This window comes from Bradyrhizobium sp. AZCC 2289, assembly GCF_036924615.1.
Taxonomy (GTDB): Bacteria; Pseudomonadota; Alphaproteobacteria; order Rhizobiales; family Xanthobacteraceae; genus Bradyrhizobium.
In genome coordinates, this window is the sequence record NZ_JAZHRY010000001.1 from 4,158,053 (window position 1) to 4,175,599 (window position 17,547).

Annotated in this window: 17 protein-coding genes; 16 read left to right on the forward strand and 1 reads right to left on the reverse strand. The window is 64.3% G+C overall.

Annotation, left to right across the window (positions count from 1 at the left end; genetic code table 11):
- Positions 1–862: 862 nt before the first annotated feature.
- Entirely contained in the window at positions 863–1,864 is a 1,002-nt protein-coding gene (locus tag V1289_RS19775; protein WP_334398442.1) for an adenosine kinase, read from the reverse strand.
- 148 nt (positions 1,865–2,012) lie between these two features.
- On the opposite strand from V1289_RS19775, the gene murJ reads away from it, so the two are divergent.
- The 16 genes from murJ (at position 2,013) to V1289_RS19855 (ending at position 17,481) form a co-directional block, all read left to right on the forward strand.
- Positions 2,013–3,557, forward strand: a complete 1,545-nt coding sequence (murJ, locus tag V1289_RS19780) for a murein biosynthesis integral membrane protein MurJ (RefSeq protein WP_334398443.1) — start codon at positions 2,013–2,015, stop codon at positions 3,555–3,557.
- An 83-nt stretch (positions 3,558–3,640) separates the two neighbouring features.
- Positions 3,641–4,693: a tryptophan--tRNA ligase gene (gene trpS, locus V1289_RS19785; RefSeq protein ID WP_334398444.1), complete on the forward strand. Its 1,053-nt coding sequence runs from the start codon at positions 3,641–3,643 to the stop codon at positions 4,691–4,693.
- A gap of 170 nt (positions 4,694–4,863) precedes the next feature.
- On the forward strand, positions 4,864–5,358 hold the full coding sequence (locus V1289_RS19790; RefSeq protein WP_334398445.1) for a universal stress protein: 495 nt from the start codon (positions 4,864–4,866) through the stop codon (positions 5,356–5,358).
- Between the two features lie 149 nt (positions 5,359–5,507).
- Positions 5,508–6,077, forward strand: a complete 570-nt coding sequence (locus tag V1289_RS19795; RefSeq protein ID WP_334398446.1) for a NifU family protein — start codon at positions 5,508–5,510, stop codon at positions 6,075–6,077.
- Between the two features lie 267 nt (positions 6,078–6,344).
- A complete protein-coding gene (gene tsaB / locus V1289_RS19800) occupies positions 6,345–7,043 on the forward strand; it encodes a tRNA (adenosine(37)-N6)-threonylcarbamoyltransferase complex dimerization subunit type 1 TsaB (RefSeq protein WP_334398447.1) in 699 nt (232 codons plus the stop codon).
- Positions 7,040–7,540 carry a ribosomal protein S18-alanine N-acetyltransferase gene (rimI, locus tag V1289_RS19805; protein WP_334398449.1) on the forward strand — a complete coding sequence of 167 codons (501 nt, stop codon included), beginning with the start codon at positions 7,040–7,042 and terminating at the stop codon, positions 7,538–7,540. Before tsaB ends, rimI begins: the two co-directional genes overlap by 4 nt.
- 62 nt (positions 7,541–7,602) lie before the next feature.
- Complete coding sequence (locus V1289_RS19810; protein WP_334398450.1) at positions 7,603–8,052, forward strand: Fur family transcriptional regulator; 450 nt, start codon at positions 7,603–7,605, stop codon at positions 8,050–8,052.
- A 13-nt stretch (positions 8,053–8,065) separates the two neighbouring features.
- Positions 8,066–8,740: an HAD family hydrolase gene (locus V1289_RS19815; RefSeq protein ID WP_334398451.1), complete on the forward strand. Its 675-nt coding sequence runs from the start codon at positions 8,066–8,068 to the stop codon at positions 8,738–8,740.
- A gap of 172 nt (positions 8,741–8,912) precedes the next feature.
- The gene (gene miaB / locus V1289_RS19820) at positions 8,913–10,313 is read left to right on the forward strand and encodes a tRNA (N6-isopentenyl adenosine(37)-C2)-methylthiotransferase MiaB (protein WP_334398452.1); all 1,401 of its coding nucleotides are present in this window, start codon (positions 8,913–8,915) and stop codon (positions 10,311–10,313) included.
- A gap of 4 nt (positions 10,314–10,317) precedes the next feature.
- Positions 10,318–11,373 (forward strand): PhoH family protein, encoded by a 1,056-nt coding sequence (locus V1289_RS19825; protein WP_334398453.1) that lies wholly within the window; start codon positions 10,318–10,320, stop codon positions 11,371–11,373.
- Positions 11,374–11,471: 98 nt separating this feature from the next.
- Positions 11,472–11,978, forward strand: a complete 507-nt coding sequence (ybeY, locus tag V1289_RS19830) for an rRNA maturation RNase YbeY (RefSeq protein ID WP_442896033.1) — start codon at positions 11,472–11,474, stop codon at positions 11,976–11,978.
- Position 11,979: 1 nt separating this feature from the next.
- Entirely contained in the window at positions 11,980–13,095 is a 1,116-nt protein-coding gene (locus V1289_RS19835; RefSeq protein WP_334398454.1) for a hemolysin family protein, read from the forward strand.
- Positions 13,092–14,702, forward strand: a complete 1,611-nt coding sequence (gene lnt / locus V1289_RS19840; protein ID WP_334398455.1) for an apolipoprotein N-acyltransferase — start codon at positions 13,092–13,094, stop codon at positions 14,700–14,702. Before V1289_RS19835 ends, lnt begins: the two co-directional genes overlap by 4 nt.
- Before the next feature lie 240 nt (positions 14,703–14,942).
- Complete coding sequence (locus V1289_RS19845; RefSeq protein WP_334398456.1) at positions 14,943–15,359, forward strand: helix-turn-helix domain-containing protein; 417 nt, start codon at positions 14,943–14,945, stop codon at positions 15,357–15,359.
- 248 nt (positions 15,360–15,607) lie between these two features.
- Entirely contained in the window at positions 15,608–16,741 is a 1,134-nt protein-coding gene (locus V1289_RS19850) for a M20 family metallopeptidase (protein WP_334398457.1), read from the forward strand.
- Entirely contained in the window at positions 16,738–17,481 is a 744-nt protein-coding gene (locus V1289_RS19855; RefSeq protein WP_334398458.1) for a tRNA (guanine(46)-N(7))-methyltransferase TrmB, read from the forward strand. Before V1289_RS19850 ends, V1289_RS19855 begins: the two co-directional genes overlap by 4 nt.
- Positions 17,482–17,547: the final 66 nt, after the last annotated feature.

Consider the following 17,547-nt stretch of genomic DNA (forward strand, 5'->3'; position numbering starts at 1 on the left):
TCGTGCCGCATAAAGATAGAATGGATTGCTTCGTCGCTTCGCTCCTCGCAATGACGGCGGTAATTGCCGACACACCTTCCCGATCCCGCGGCGCGGTTCGCCCGGGTGATGCCCTTGGTTTCGCGCCACAAGAAAAGAGGGCGCGGGGAATGCCGGATGCACGCTGCACCCGCGGTCTCGTGTGCAAAAGCTGTGCGAAGAAACGCACACGAGCATACAGGTTCAGCGGAGGCACTCCGGCATTCCCTGCGCAATGGTTTTACGGCTTATAACGCGCTCTCCCCGGCGACGAATTCCTTTTGCCACCGTCATCGACGGATTAATGGTTTTGCCGGACCCGGTCGGGCCTGCGGAAACCTCCGCCGACTTAGCACCAGCAACGGGTGCCAGGACCACACGATTTCGCCGTACGCCTCAGCGCCGTTCGTCTGGTGCGTCGTCTCTTCGCTCACGAGTCCAAAGGACCCGCCCTGCGACGACGATCGCGCCCGACGCTGCCGCGTCCACCGCATCCCGCCCCGCGTTAATGACGATCGCGAAACGCCCCTCTTCGGGCCGGGACGGCGAGAGTTGTAGCTTTGATTTGCCCGTCGGGATGAACAGAAAAATTTCGCTTCGATGTAAAAAAATGACTCGACATTGGAATCGCCACTCGTCTGAGTGATTTGCCCGTCGGGCGGGCGAGCGACGCAGCTCAACAAGGCTCGTCATGGCCGGGCTTGTCCCGGCCATCCACGTCCTGACTCCATCCAAGCAAGAAAGACGTGGATGCCCGGGTCATAGGCGAGCGGAAGCGACGCCGTCCCTTCGGACGGCTATGCCCGGGCATGACGGGTTGAGAGATCTGCGCTCTTCAGCCGCCCTACACCGGCAACCCGTTCTGCTGCGCCAGTTCCTTCAACGACACTTGCGGCCGTGCCCCGATGTGCTGGATCACTTCGGCCGCCGCCAGCGCACCGAGACGGCCGGCGGCCTCGTAGCCGGCTTTGCGCACCAGGCCGAACAGGAAACCGGCGGCGAACAGGTCGCCGGCGCCTGTGGTGTCGACCAGTTTTTCAATCGGGAATGCCGGCACCGCGACGACGCCGTCCTTCGACGCCACCACGCAGCCCTTTTCGCTGCGGGTGACGACCCCGAGTTTGGTATCGCCCTGCAATTGCTTCAGCGCGGTGTCGAAATCCGAGGTCTGGTACAGCGAATGCAGTTCGGCCTCGTTGGCGAACACGAGGTCGACCGTGCCCTTGCGCATCAGGTCGAGGAATTCGTCGCGATAGCGATCGACGCAGAACGAATCCGACAAGGTCAGCGCGACCTGGCGGCCGGCGCCATGCGCGATGGTCGCCGCCTTGACGAAGGCTTCCTTGGCGCTCTTGGGGTCCCACAGATAGCCTTCGAGATAGATCACGCTCGCTGCCGCGATCTGGGCGGCGTCGATATCTGAAGGCGTCAGGTCCTGCGCCGCGCCGAGATAGGTGTTCATGGTGCGCTCGCCGTCCGGCGTCACCAGAATGTAGGAACAGCCGGTGGCGGGACCGCCGGCGGCGGCCGGGGTTTCGAACGCGACGCCGGCGGCGCGGATATCGTGGCTGTAGAGCCGGCCGATCTGGTCATCCCTGACCTTGCCGACATAGGCCGCCCGCGCGCCGAGATTGGCGATGCCGACAATCGTATTCGCCGCCGAGCCGCCGGACATTTCGGTCGCCGGGCCCATGTCGGCGTAGATCGCGGTGGCGCGCGCCTCGTCGATCAGCGCCATGCCGCCCTTGGTCATGCCGTGGCGGCCGAGAAAACCCTCGTCGGTCTGCACCAGCACGTCGAAAATCGCGTTGCCGATCCCGAGAACGTCGTATTTTGCGTCAGTCATTTATCCGTCCTGTTTACGGCAATTTTGATAAGGCTGCGGCCTATCACGACCCGCCTAGCGCCAGCAAGCCAAGGCTCTGTTTGTTTGAGCATGACCTTTTCGGAAAACCGGTAACCACTTTTCCGGGTCATGCTCTATAGAAGCCCAAATGATCCGCTCTTTCCTCACGGTATCCTCGGGAACACTGGCCTCGCGGCTGCTCGGATTCGTGCGCGATTCCATCATCGCGGCGCTGCTCGGCGCCGGTCCCGTCGCGGACGCATTTCTGGTCGCGTTTCAACTGGTCAATGTGGTGCGAAGGCTGTTGACGGAAGGCGCGCTGAACGCGGCGCTGGTGCCGGCATGGCTGCGGGTGCGCGACGCCGATGGCGCGGTCGCCGCGGCGGCCTTCGCCGGCCGCGTGCTCGGCACCGTCAGCGCGGCACTGATCGCCGCGTCCGTGCTGATCGGCCTGTTGATGCCGCTGCTCATCACCGCGCTGGCGCCGGGTTTTGCCGGGCACGAAACCCTGCAGCTTGCCGTCAACGACGCCCGCCTGATGCTGCCCTATCTCGCCTTCGCCGGTCCGGTGACGGTCATGATGGCGTTGCTGAACGCGCAAGGCCGCTTTGCGCTGACGGCGTTCTCGCCGCTGCTGTTCAACATCGCGCTGATCGCTGTGATGGCCGTGCTGCTCGGATGGCGGCAGGACGCCGTCGATGCCGCGCTGATCCTGGCCGCCACCATCGGCATCGCCGGCCTGCTGCAATTATCCATGCTGGTGTTGCGCGGCGGCGGCATCGCCACCCCCTTGCGGATTTCGTTCGACGGCGAGATGCGCGGCTTTCTCGGCCGGGCGATCCCCGGGATGATCGCCAGCAGCGCGCCGCAATGGCTTGTTGTCGCAGGCGCGATCATCGCCTCGTCATCGCCATCGGCGGTATCGTGGCTCTATTTCGCCAACCGCCTGATCGAGCTGCCGCTCGGCATCGTCGGCGTTGCCATGGGCACCGTGCTCATTCCCGAGATGACGCGCGCGTTGCGCGGCGACGATCCGGCCGTGACCGCGCATGCGGAATCGCGCGGCCTCGAACTCGCCGTCGGGCTGGCGTTGCCGGCAACGCTCGGCCTGATCGCGCTGAGCACACCGATCGTGCGGATGCTGTTCGAGCACGGCGCCTTCACGTCAAGCGATACCGCGGCGACCGCGCAGGCGCTGATGTGGCTGACGCTCAGCCTGCCCGCCCATGTGCTGGTCAAGGCGCTGTCGCCGGCATTTTTCGCGCGCGAAGACACGATGACGCCGCTGACGGCGACGCTGAAAGCCATCGTGCTCGCGATCGCCTTGGGCTTCCTGCTCGGCCATTGGTTCGGCGCGCCCGGCATCGCCGCCGCCATCGCGCTCGGCGCATGGAGCAACGCGTTCACGCTGGTCCGCAGGGGGGCGGAGACCTTCGGGTTTTCGATCGACGCCGCGGCGCGGCGGCGGCTGCCGCGCATTGTGGTTGCGGCGCTGGCGATGGGCGGCTTGCTCTGGCTGGCGACGGCCTTCGCGCTGCCCGCGGGCGCGAGCGCGCATGGCCTCGTGCAGGCCGTGATCCTGCTGGTGGTGATTGCCGGCGGGATTGCGCTTTACGGCCTGTTTCTAGGGCTTTTCGGCGTCACCGGCTGGCGCGAGGCGGTCGGCGCGATCCGGCAAAACCGCGCCGCGTGACTTGTAGGGTCAAGGCTTGCACGGCTGGAGCTTAAGTGGCAAACGACGGCGCTAATCCAAGGGATATCGGCGGGAAGCTGACAATGGCATTCGTTGAACGGGTTTTTTCGGGCGTCCAGCCGACGGGCAATCTGCATCTCGGCAATTACCTCGGCGCGATCGTCAATTTCGTCAAACTGCAGGAGACGCATAATTGTCTCTATTGCGTCGTCGACATGCACGCAATCACGCAGGGCGTCGATGTGTGGGGCGGCCCGGCGGAGCTTGCGCGCAACACCCGCGAGGTGACCGCGGCCTTCATCGCCTCGGGCATCGACCCGAAGAAGCACATCGTGTTCAACCAAAGCCAGGTCTCGGGACACGCCGAGCTTGCCTGGATCTTCAACTGCGTCGCCCGCGTCGGCTGGCTCAGCCGCATGACGCAATTCAAGGAGAAGGCTGGCAAGGATCGCGAAAATGCGTCGGTGGGTCTCTACGACTATCCGGTGCTGATGGCGGCCGACATTCTGCTCTATCGCGCCACCCACGTGCCGGTCGGCGAGGACCAGAAGCAGCACCTCGAACTGTCGCGCGACATCGCGCAAAAATTCAACAACGATTTTGGCGATTCGATCCGCAGCCACGGCTTCAATGAGGGACTGTTCTTTCCGCAACCGGAGCCCTTGATCACGGGCCCTGCGACGCGGGTGATGAGCCTGCGCGACGGCACCAAGAAAATGTCGAAATCGGATTCGTCGGATAATTCGCGGATCAATCTCACCGACGATGCCGACACCATCGCGCAGAAGATCCGCAAGGCGAAGACCGATCCGGAGCCGCTGCCGTCGGAAGAAAAGGGCCTCGAGCCGCGCCCCGAAGCCGACAATCTGGTCGGGATCTATGCCGCGCTGGCGGGCGTCAGCAAAGCCGCGGTGCTCGCCGAGTTCGGCGGCGGGCAGTTCTCCAGCTTCAAGAACGCGCTGGTGGAACTGTGCGTCGCAAAACTCTCGCCGATCGCCTCCGAGATGAAGCGGCTGGTTGCCGATCCCGGCCATGTCGACAGCATCCTGATCGACGGCGCCAACCGCGCCCGGGCGCTTGCGGACGAAACCATGCGGGCGGCCAAGGATATCGTCGGCTTCATCCGCCCGCGCTAACTGCGTGCTGAAAAGACTTCCGCAGCTGGGCTGATCACCCTCCCCTGGAGGGTCCCTCCAGGGGAGGGTGAGATTCCGTTGCCGCAATATTGCTGCACAGCGACGCCGCTTGTCGAAGGCGGCCGCGCCGTGGCAGCATGCGGCTTGCTTGGCGCAGCACCGGGACATGCATGACCACCCAGCGACGAAGCTACCAGACGGGTCACAAGCCAAAATGTCTGGTCATCGTTGACGACACCGCGGAATGGGACCGTGCGGTCTATTACGCCAGCCGCTGGGCGGTTCGGGTCGGCGGCGGCGTGGTGATGCTCCGCATCATCGAAATCGAGGACCAGAACCAGCAATGGCTGGGCGTCGCCGACATCATGCGCGCCGAGGCCGAAGAGGCCGCCAATGAGGCGCTCGATCGCGCCTCCGGCCGCGCCAACGGCATTGCCGCGATCACGCCGGAGCGGGCGATCCGCGAGGGCGAACCGACCGAACAGATCCTCGACGTCATCGACAAGGACGTCGATATCGCGATGCTGGTGCTGGCGGCCAATCCCGGCCCCGAAGGCCCCGGCCCGCTGATTACCATCATGGCCCAGGCCGCCGGCTCGTTCCCGATCCCGATCGTCATCGTGCCGGGCGACCTCAGCGACGCCGATATCGACGGGCTTTCGTAAGCCGCCAGGTGATCGATGCGGCCTTTCATGCAGGCTTTAATGCAGCTTTGGAACCGCTGGTCTGCGCCCTTGATCCGTGCGTTCCCCGTCGCCATCTGCTAAGGGAACCTCACGCGCCGGCCTTGAACCGGCGACGCCGGAGATATCAGATGTTTATTCAGACCGAAGCCACCCCCAATCCCGCCACCCTCAAATTCATTCCGGGCCGCATTGTGCTCGACACCGGCACGATGGAATTCGCCAGCCGCGAAGCCGCGGCGCGTTCGCCGCTGGCGACAAGGCTGTTCGAGGTACCCGGCGTCACCGGGGTGTTTTACGGCGCCGATTTCGTCACCGTGACCAAGGCGGACGGCGACTGGCAGCATCTGAAGCCCGCGATCCTCGGCGCCATCATGGAACATTATATGTCCGGTGCGCCGCTGCTCGCCGACGGCAGTGCCGGCAATGACGAGGCGCTCGACGAGCAAGACGAGTTCTTCAGCGAGGCCGACGCCGACACGGTCGCGACCATCAAGGACCTGATCGAGACGCGGGTGCGACCTGCCGTGGCCAATGACGGCGGCGACATCACCTTCCGCGGCTTCAAGGACGGGATCGTCTATCTCAACATGAAGGGTTCGTGCGCGGGCTGCCCGTCATCGACGGCGACGCTGCAGCACGGCATCCAGAATTTGCTCAGGCATTTCGTGCCCGACGTGGTCGAAGTCCGGCCGATGTGAGGCTGGACGCTCAGAGCGTAGGGTGGGCAAAGGCGCGCTTCGCGCCGTGCCCACCATCTATCGACGAAATCGTTGTGGCGAACGGTGGGCACGCGGAGCCTGCCATCGGGCGCGCATTCGCGCGACCCGGTAGCTTTGCCCAGCAACAAAGGCGTGGATGGCCGGGCATAGGCGAGCGGAAGCGACGCCGTCCTTCAGACGGCTATGCCCGGCCATGACGACGGGAACACACGGGTATTTCACTGTGGACAATGATATCGTCGTCCCATGCTGATCCTGGCTATCGATACGGCGCTGGACGCCTGCGCCGCGGCGGTGCTCGACACCGATGCGAGCAAGATCGTCGCGCAGGAATCGCTGCCGATGAAGCGCGGCCATGCCGAAGCCCTGATGCCGCTGATCGCGCGCGTGATGAAGGCCTCCACCATCGCCTTCGCGGCGCTCGATCGCATCGCCGTCACCACCGGGCCCGGCAGCTTTACCGGATTGCGCGTCGGCCTCTCGGCGGCACGCGGCATCGCGCTCGCCGCCGGCAAGCCGGTGGTGGGGCTGACCACGCTGGCCGCCTACGCCGCGCCGGTCGTGGCCGACAACGGCGAACATCCGATCATCTCCGCGATCGATGCGCGGCATGATCACGTCTATTTCCAGGTCGTCAGCGGCGACGGCAGTTCGCTGATCCGGCCGCGTGTGGCGCCGATTGCCGAGGCGCTGGCGGCAGCGAAATTCGGCGCGCCGCATCTGGTCGGCAACGCCGCCAGCATCCTCGCCGACCGCTGGCCGGCGGATGCGCCGTCGCCGCTGCGGATCGATCCGCAGGCCGCGCCCGACATCGGCTGGGTGGCGTGGCTGGGCGCCGCGGTCAGTCCGGATATGGCGCCGGCGCGGCCGTTTTATCTGCGCGCCCCCGACGCCAAGCCGCCGAAGGACCCGCTGGCCAATCCCTCGCAGTTCGTTGCACCATGATGGCATGGTTTGCAGATTCCCGGCTTGCCGATTGGTGGGGCGGCGGCAGCGCTGCGGTCGAACCCGCAAGCCTGCGCGATGCGGCGCGCCTGGCGCAGTTGCACGGCGCATCGTTTCACCGCGGCTGGGGCGAGGGCGAATTCGAGGCGATGCTGACCGAGCGCAATACGCTGGTGCATCGCCTCCGGCTCGGACGCAAGGTGATCGGCTTTGCGGTATCGCGGCTGGCCGCCGATGAGGCCGAAATATTGTCGATCGCGATCGATGCCTCCCAGCGCGGCCGTGGCCTGTCGCGCCATCTGTTGCTGACGCATCTCGGCCATCTCGCCGGCCGCGGCGTGCGCAGGATATTTCTGGAGGTCGAGGAAAATAACCAGCCGGCGCGACGGCTGTATGAACGGGCCGGATTTGGCGTCATTGGCCGCCGCGAGCGCTATTACCAGCAGCCCGGCGGAGAGCAATTGAATGCGCTTCTGATGCGGCGCGACTTGTCGTAATATGCGCGCGGTGGCAAAACAGCCCAACATCGCCCTCAATGGCTGCCTCCAAGGCTAAATACATGACCGCACTGAAATCTTCGTCCGCGCTCAAGAATACCGGTATCGAGGCGCGCTGCGCCGCCACCGGCATGCGCATGACCGAGCAGCGCCGCGTCATCGCCCGCGTGCTGGCGGATTCGGTCGACCACCCCGACGTCGAGGAGCTCTACCGGCGCTGCGTCATGGTCGACGACAAGATCTCGATTTCGACCGTGTACCGGACCGTCAAGCTGTTCGAGGATGCCGGGATCATCGAGCGGCACGATTTTCGCGAAGGCCGCGCGCGCTACGAACAGATGCCCGAGAGCCACCACGATCATCTGATCAATCTGCGCGACGGCAAGGTGATCGAATTCACCTCCGAAGAGATCGAGAAACTGCAGGCCGAGATCGCCCGCAAGCTCGGCTACAAGCTGGTCGACCACCGGCTGGAATTGTATTGCGTGCCGCTGGACGACGACAAATCCTGATAGCGTGCAGAACTTGAACGCCAGTTTCGACCTCATCATCTTCGATTGCGATGGCGTGCTGGTCGACAGCGAAGTCATTTCCTGCCGCGTGCATGCGGAAACCCTGACGCGTCACGGCTATCCGATCACGCCGGAACAGGTGTGCGATCGTTTCCTCGGCCGCTCGACGCGGCAGGCCACGCGCGAGGTCGAAGCGGAACTCGGCCGCAGCCTGCCGGACCATTTCCACACCCAGGTCTATGGCGAGATTTTCCGGTTGTTTGCGGAATCGCTGGAAGCCACGCCGCATATCGGCGCGGCGCTGGCCGCGATTGCGCTGCCCAAATGCGTGGCGTCGAGCGGCCCGCCGCAGAAGATCAGCGCCAGTCTCAATCGGGTCGGATTGTACGACCGGTTCGCGCCGCACATTTTCTCCGCCGTGCAGGTGCGCCACGGCAAGCCGGCGTCGGATCTGTTTCTATTCGCCGCGGAACGGATGCAGGCATCGCCCGCGCGATGCCTCGTGATCGAAGACAGCGTGGCCGGCGTCACCGCAGCGCTGGCGGCCGGGATGGCCGTGCTCGGCTATCACGGTGGCAGCCACTGCCGTCCGGACACCGCCGACACGCTTCGCGCCGCCGGCGCCGCCGCAACGTTCGACGATATGCGTCGGTTACCGGGGCTGATCGGGCGAATCGGAGAAAATTAGAATTAGTCATTCCGGGGCGTGCGAAGCACGAACCCGGAATCTCGAGGTTCCGGGTTCGGTGCCGGCGCACCGCCCCGGAATGACGTGCTATGTGGCTGGATTTTCCGCCCTTTAGGCTATATTTGACCCCCAGCGCCGCATTGGCGCCATTCCAGCCCCGCATTCAGGTTCCATGAAGCCGCCGCGCAAGCTGCACATCAAGTCCTATGGCTGCCAGATGAACGTCTACGATGCGCAACGCATGGTGGACACCCTGGCGGGCGAAGGCTTTGTCGAGACCGCCAGCGTCAACGATGCGGATCTGGTGATCCTCAATACCTGCCACATCCGCGAAAAAGCCTCCGAAAAGGTCTATTCCGAGCTTGGGCGGCTGCGCGTCGTCAAGGATGACGCCGCGCGCCAGGGCCGCGAGATGAAGATCGCGGTCGCCGGCTGCGTCGCGCAGGCCGAGGGCGAAGAGATCATCCGGCGCGCTCCGACCGTCGACGTCGTGGTCGGTCCGCAGAGCTACCATCATCTGCCGCAGCTATTGGCGCGCGCGAAAAGCCATGGCCGCGCGCTGGAGACGGAATTTCCGGTCGAGGACAAGTTCGGATTTTTGGCCCCTCCGAAGCCGGCGGCGATCCGCGCGCGCGGCATCTCTTCCTTCGTCACCGTGCAGGAAGGCTGCGACAAGTTCTGCACCTTCTGCGTGGTGCCGTACACGCGCGGCGCGGAAGTGTCGCGTCCGGTCGGAAAGATCATCGACGACGTGATGCGGCTCGCCGACAATGGCGTGCGCGAGATCACCCTGATTGGACAGAACGTCAACGCCTATCATGGCGAAGGTCCTGATAGCCGGGCGTGGCCGCTCGGCCGGCTGCTGCAGCGGCTGGCCGAAATTCCCGGCATCGTGCGGCTGCGCTACTCGACCAGCCACCCCCGCGACGTCGATGATTCCCTGATCGAGGCCCATCGCGACCTGCCGGCGCTGATGCCGTTCGTCCATCTGCCCGTGCAATCCGGTTCCGACCGGGTCCTTGCGGCCATGAACCGCAGGCATACCGCACGCGATTACCACGAAGTCATCGACCGATTTCGTGCCGCGCGGCAAGATATTGCTTTTTCATCGGATTTTATCGTCGGCTTCCCCGGCGAAACCGAGGAAGAATTCTCAGCCACCCTCGCGCTTGTCATGCAAATCGGATACGCTGGCGCTTATTCGTTCAAATATTCGCCCCGGCCGGGCACGCCGGCGGCGGACATGCGGGAGACGGTGTCAGCGGCAGAGATGGACGAGCGATTGGTGCGGCTACAGGATTTGATCGACAGCCAGCAATCGGCCTTCAACAAGGCCATGATTGGCAAAACCGTGGATGTGCTGTTCGAACGCGCGGCCCGCAACCCCGGCCAGATCGTCGGCCGCACCGCTTGGCTGCAGCCCGCGCATGTGATGGCATCGCCGGACATCATCGGACAGGTGCTGCCGGTTACCATCGAAAGCCTCGAGCGCTACAGCCTGCTCGGCGAACTCGCAGCTCCGGCCGCGCCGCCTGAGCCATCGCCTCTTTCTCCAATGACCACGGGAGCCTGAACCCTTGCCCAAAAGCGCATCGGATTCACCTTCACTCGCTCCCAGCCGCAAATTTGACCGCGACATGCAAATTCCACCGGAAACACAGGTCGTCATCGACTTCGACGACAACCGTGCCGCGTCCGCGCTGGTCGGACCTTACGGACAGAATCTGGCGCTGATCGAGCGGCGGCTCGGCGTCGTCGTCGATTCGCGCGGCAACCACATCTCGATCGCCGGATCGCGCGACGGCTGCGACGCCGCGCGGCGCGTGCTGGAAGCGCTCTATGCCCAGGCCACCCAGGGCCACGAACTGGCGCAGGGCGACGTCGAAGGCGCCATCCGCGCCGTGATCGCGCAGGGGTCGCTGTTCGAATTCGACGCCAAGACCGCCAAAACCTCGTTCGAGACCATCAATCTGCGCAAGCGCCCGGTGCGCGCGCGCACCGCCGCCCAGGATTCCTACATCCGCGCGCTGAAGCGCCATGAGATGGTATTCGGGGTCGGTCCCGCCGGCACCGGCAAGACATGGCTCGCGGTGGCGCATGCCGCGCAATTGTTCGAGCGCAAGGAAGTCGATCGCATCATCCTGTCGCGGCCGGCGGTCGAAGCCGGCGAACGGCTCGGCTTCCTGCCCGGCGATTTGCGCGAGAAGGTCGATCCCTATCTGCGCCCGATCTACGATGCGCTGTACGATTTGATGGATTCGCGGATCGTGGAGCGGGCGCTGCAGACCGGCGAGATCGAGATCGCACCGCTGGCTTTCATGCGCGGCCGCACGCTGACCAATGCCGTCATCATCCTGGACGAGGCGCAGAACACCACCTCGATGCAGATGAAGATGTTCCTGACCCGGCTCGGCGAGAACAGCCGCATGATCATCACTGGCGATCCCTCCCAGGTCGACCTGCCGCACGGCCAGACCTCCGGGTTGGCGGAGGCCGCAAAACTGCTCGACGGCGTTGACGGCATCGCGCAGGTGAAATTCACCGCCGAGGACGTGATCCGCCATGAACTGGTGGCGCGGATCGTTGCCGCTTACGAAGGATTGCCGCAAAAGCCGGCAACCGGCAGATCTTGATAGCAAAATATTCGGCCGCGGACCTGCGGCGCGCAGGTTCCGGCCGCAACCCAAATGCTGGAACGCCAAACTCTGGAACGCAAACCGCTGGAACGATCGTGTCTTCCGTTCTCCCCCTCACCGAAGTCCTGGTTGTCGCCGACTGCTGGCAGACCGAGCCCGACGCCGAAGCGGTGATCCATCGCGCCATCAGCGCTGCGGCCGAGATCGCCGATGCCGGCGTCGGCGACGCCGAGCTCGCGGTCATGCTGACCGATGATTCCGGCATCCGTACCCTCAACAGCAATTGGCGCGGCATCGACAAGCCGACCAACGTGCTGTCGTTTCCGGCGCTGCAGCCGACCGGTGCGGGCGCGAACGACGATGCGCCGCGCATGCTCGGCGATATCGCCATCGCCTTTGAGACGACGCGCAAGGAGGCCGATGACGAACAGAAGCCGTTCGATCATCATTTGAGCCACCTCGCTGTGCACGGATTCCTGCATTTGATCGGTTACGATCACGAAAAGGACGACGACGCCGAAGCCATGGAAAGTCTCGAACAGGAGATTCTCGCGCAGCTCGGCATTCCCGATCCCTATGCGGACCGGGAGCGGATGGACTGAAATGCCGGACTCCGATCCGATCCATGACAACCCGCGCAACACGCGCAATCTGCCCGCCGTGGTGCCGGAAGGCGAGGTGCTGCGCCCGACCGCCGAAAACTGGCTGACGCGGGCGATCCGCACGCTGTTCGGCTGGAAGCCGGGATCGGTCCGCGACGATCTGCAGGTCGTGCTCGACGCCTCGCAGCCCGACGAGGTAGGCTTTTCGGCGATCGAGCGCACCATGCTGCGCAATATCCTCGGCCTGCACGAACGGCGGATCGCCGACGTGATGGTGCATCGGGCCGACATCGTCGCGGTCAAGCGCGACATTCCGCTCGGCGAGCTGATGAGCCTGTTCGAGAGCGCGGCGCATTCGCGCCTCGTCGTCTACAACGAGACCCTCGACGATCCCGAAGGCATCGTTCACATCCGCGACTTGCTGGCGTTCATGACCGCGCGGGCGCGGATCGGCGAACCCGGAAAAACCAGGCGCAAAAAACCGTTCCCGGCCGGGCTCGATTTGCGCGCCGTCGATCTGGCGCTGCCGCTCGCCGAGGCCAACATCATCCGCAAGCTGCTCTTCGTGCCGCCGTCGATGCGGGCGATCGATTTGCTGGCGCAGATGCAGGCCTCGCGCATCCATCTGGCGCTGGTGGTCGACGAATATGGCGGCACCGACGGGCTGGTCTCGATCGAGGATATCGTCGAACAGATCGTCGGCGAAATCGACGACGAGCATGACAGCGACGAGCCGCCGGCGATTGTGCGGCAGGCCGACAATTCCTTCATCGCGGACGCCCGCGCCAGCCTCGACGACGTCCGTTCGGTGATCGGCGAGGATTTCATCACCGGCGAAGCCAGCGATGAGGTCGCGACCCTTGGCGGCTATCTGGTGTCGCAGGTCGGCCGCCTGCCGGTGCGCGGCGAGGTCATTTCGGGCCCGGGTCATTTCGAGATCGAAGTGCTCGATGCCGATCCGAGACGGGTCAAGCGCCTGCGCATCGCCATCCGCAAGGAACGCCCCGCGGCGCGCACGCAGCGCGAAAGCCGCCGCCGCGAAGCTTCCCCCGACGGCAACACGCCGCAGGCCAATGACAACGCGCCGCCGCCCGGCGATGGAGCCGGTTCGCAGTGATATCCGCCAAAAAATTCCGCACCGCCGTTCTCGCGATCATCCTGACCTGGGGATGGAAGCGCGCCGCCATTGCGCTGGTCGCCGGCGCATTGTCGGCGCTGGCGATGGCGCCGTTCAATGCATGGCCGGTATTGTTCCTGACCTTTCCGGTCGCGGTCTGGCTGATCGACGGCGCCGCGGCCGGGCGATGGCGCGGCGTGCCGGCGGCGGCGATGTCGGGCTTCTGGTTCGGGCTCGGCTATTTCGTGCCGGGGCTTTACTGGATCGGCTACGCCTTCCTGGTCGATGCACCGACCTTCGCCTGGCTGATGCCGTTCGCGGTGCTGGGCCTGCCGGCCTATCTCGCCTTGTTCACCGCGTTCGGCTTCGCGCTGGCGCGCCTGCTCTGGACCCGCGACGCGTCGCGTCCGCTCGCGCTCGCGATCAGCCTGACGGCAGGTGAGTGGCTGCGCGGCCACGTGCTGACCGGATTTCCGTGGAATGCATTCGGCTACGCGCTGACGGAGCCGCTGGCGCTGGCCCAGACCGCCTCGCTGATCGGGCTGTGGGGCATGACGTTCCTGACCGTTGCGATCTTCGCCAGCCCGGCCGTTTTGATCGAGGGCAGTTCGCGCGGACGAAAGCCCTGGATCGCGCCGGTGACGGCGCTGCTGCTGCTCGTCGTCATGGGGATCTTCGGCGCCGTCCGCCTGACGCTGCTGCCGACGGCGATGACGAAGGTCAAGCTGCGCATCATGCAGCCCAATCTGCAGCAGGACGTCCGTTTCAACTACGCCGCCAAGCCGGACGTGATGCAAAAATACCTGACGCTGTCCGACCGCGCGTCCGGGCCGCAATCCACCGGCGTGCGCGATGCGCACATCCTGATCTGGCCGGAATCGGCCTTCCCGTTCTTCCTGACGCGCGAAGCCGATGCGATGGCGCAGATCGCCGATTTGCTACCCAAGGGCACCGTGCTGATCACCGGTTCGGTGCGCGCGCCTGACGTGCCGCCCGGCGTCCGCATCACGCGCGCCTACAACTCGATTTATGTCATCGACCACGATGGCAGCGTATTGTCGGTCTACGACAAGCTGCATCTGGTGCCGTTCGGCGAATATTTGCCGTTCCAGGACTTGATGGAAAAACTCGGCTTCGTGCAGCTCACGAAAGTTCAGGGTGGATTCATTCCCGGCACGCGCCGCCGCTCGATGGAAATACCGGACGCGCCCCGCGTGCTGCCGTTGATCTGTTACGAAGCGATTTTTCCCGGCAATATTTCGGCGCGCGACGATCGACCCGGCTGGATCGTCAATCTGACCAATGACGGTTGGTTCGGAATTTCAACGGGGCCCTATCAGCATCTGCAGCAGGCACGCCTGCGCGCGATCGAAGAAGGGTTGCCTGTTGTTCGTGCAGCCAACACCGGCATTTCCGCGGTCATCGATCCGGAGGGACGAATTGTCGCACGGCTCGATCTTGGCATCGAAGGCGTACTGGATGCCGGCCTGCCTGCCGCAATTCCGCCGACGGTTTATGCGCGCACCGGCGATATTCCGGCTGCCACAATTGTGGTTGCCGCTTTGTTGCTTGTCATCCGGCGCAGGACTTTGCGGCGAAATTCCTGACGCCGTCACATTGCCGAATGTTGCCGGTGTGGAAATTCCCGCATGCGCGAATCCACGGGTTGACAGACTGTCCGTGTACTTCGCATTCTAGGGTTCCAATCAAGAACAGAGCCCCAGTCAGTTCATTGCTCATCCGCATGCTTCCCGATCCTCCGAGCAGGATTTGACGATACTGGCGCCTGAGGCATACTTCGCATTCGTCATGCCTCATCCTCTGGGCGCCTCCTAGGAGTGTTGGAGATGTCGACCAAAGCGCCCAACCCTGTTGACAAATATGTCGGCAGCCGTGTTCGCATGCGGCGCATCATGCTGGGCATGAGCCAGGAAAAGCTTGGTGAAGCATTGGGCCTCACCTTCCAGCAGGTTCAGAAGTACGAAAAGGGCACCAACCGGGTCGGCGCCAGCCGCCTGCAGCAGATCTCCGAAATATTGCAGGTGCCGGTTTCCTTTCTGTTCGATGGCGGCCCGAGCGGGGCCGTCAACAGCGACGGCTTCAGCGAGGGCACTTCGCCGGCCTATGTTTCCGATTTTCTCGCAACCTCGGAAGGCCTGGCTCTGACGCGCGCCTTCACGCGCATCGGCGACGCCAAGCTCCGCCGCAGCATCGTCGAACTGGTCGAACAGATCGCCGCCCGCGAAGGCCCCGACAAGCGCTGAGATCGGCTGTCATCCCCTGACGTGGCAATTGACGCACAGGCGGGCGTCGGCGCATGACATTGGAGCGTTTTCGAGCGAAGCATGCGGACTTGATCCGGGAGTGGATGCCGGTTCGCATAGCAATCAAGTTTATGCAAATTGCGTGGACTTATTTGCGGTAGAAAACGCGTCAGACAGGAATCCAGGCATCGGCTCTGATTCAATCAGAACGATGCTCCGGTTGAATTCTTTTTAGGCAAGATGCACCGATGACAGCCACGTCAGCCAATTGCTTTGATTCCGGATCGATCCTCGACGGCATCCGCCGCTGGGTCGAGATCGAGACGCCGACCGACGCGCCCGAACAGGTCAACAAGCTCGCCGACCTCGTCGCTGCGGGCTATCGCGACCTGCCCGCGACCGTCGAGCGGATCGCGGGCCAAAGCGGATGCGGCGACCATCTCGTCGCGCGTTCGGCATGGGGCCAGAACGAGCCGGGAATCCTGGTGCTGAGTCACCTCGATACGGTTCATCCAATGGGATTCATCACACGGCTGCCGTTCAAGATCGAGGGCGACGTCGCGTTCGGCCCCGGCATCTACGACATGAAGGGCGGTGCCTATCTCGCCTACCACGCCTTCCGGCAGGTTTGCGCCAATGGCGCGCGCTCGCCGCTGGGCGTGACCCAGCTCTACGTCTCCGATGAAGAAATCGGCAGCCCGACCTCGCGGGCGCTGATCGAGGCCGAGGGACGCAAAGCGAAATATGTGCTGGTGACCGAACCCGCGCGGGACGGCGGAAAAATCGTCACCGGACGCAAGGGCGTCGGCCGCTTCGAGATTTTCATCCGGGGCGTGCCTTCCCATGCCGGCACGCGGCCGGGGGACGGCCGCAGCGCCATCCGCGAACTCGGCAACATCATTCAGACGCTGGAGGCGATGAACGATCTCAAGCGCGGCATCACCGTCAATGTCGGCGTGGTCAGGGGCGGCACCAGGCCGAACGTGATTGCGGAGGAGGCCTATGCCGAGGTCGACATGCGCGTGCCGACCATTGCCGATTCCGACGAGCTGGTACCGAAAATCCTCGGTTTGAAATCACGCACCGACGGCGTCACCGTCAAGGTGACGGGCGAATTGAACCGCCCGCCTTACGAAAAGGGCAACGCCGGCGCAGCGCTCTACGAGCATGCAAAAACGCTCGCGGCCGAAATCGGATTCGATCTGGTGGATACATCGACCGGCGGCGGCTCCGACGGCAATTTCACCGCACCTCATACCGCAACCCTCGACGGCCTCGGCGTCGACGGCAAGGGCGCGCACACCCATTACGAACAGATGTACATTTCATCGATCGAGCCGCGGGCGCGGCTGCTGCATCGGCTGTACCAGACGCTGCGATGAGCGCGTTGCCTGGCGATCCCGAAGATCGCGAAACCCCGTCTGACGAAGGCGCCGCCGCTCACGCGCGCGGTTCGTTCTTCGGCCGCCGCAAGGGCCACAAACTGCGCATCCACCAGGCCGACCTGATCGCGCATCTGCTGCCGCAGCTGGCGCTCGATATCGGCAGCCCCGCGCCGGCCAGTCTCGCCGATCTCTTCGGGATGCCGCTCGACGATGTCAGGCTCGAAATCGGATTCGGCGGCGGCGAGCATTTGATCGCCGAAGCGCAGGCATTTCCCACCATCGGGTTCATCGGCTGCGAGCCCTATGTCAACGGCATGGCCAAGATCCTGACCCAGATCGAGGCCGCCCAAATCAGAAACATCCGGCTTTACGCCGGCGACGCTGCCGAACTGGTGGCATGGGCGCCGCCGCGATCGATGGCCCGGATCGACCTGATCCATCCCGATCCCTGGCCGAAGCGGCGGCACTGGAAACGGCGCTTCGTGCAGGACGCGACGGTTGCGGCGATGGCGCGCATCATCAAGCCGCACGGCGAGTTTCGTTTCGTCAGCGATATCGACGACTATTGCGCGTGGACGCTGGCGCATTTGTTGCGCTCGCCGGATTTTTTGTGGACGGCAGAGCGCGCCGCGGATTGGCATTCGCCCTGGGCCGGCTACACCATGACGCGCTACGGACGCAAAGCCGAGCGCGAGGGGCGGAAAGCGGCGTATCTGCGGTTTCGGAGAGTCGGATAAGAAGCATTCTCCATCGTCATTCCGGGGCGATGCGAAGCATCGAACCCGGAATCTCGAGATTCCGAG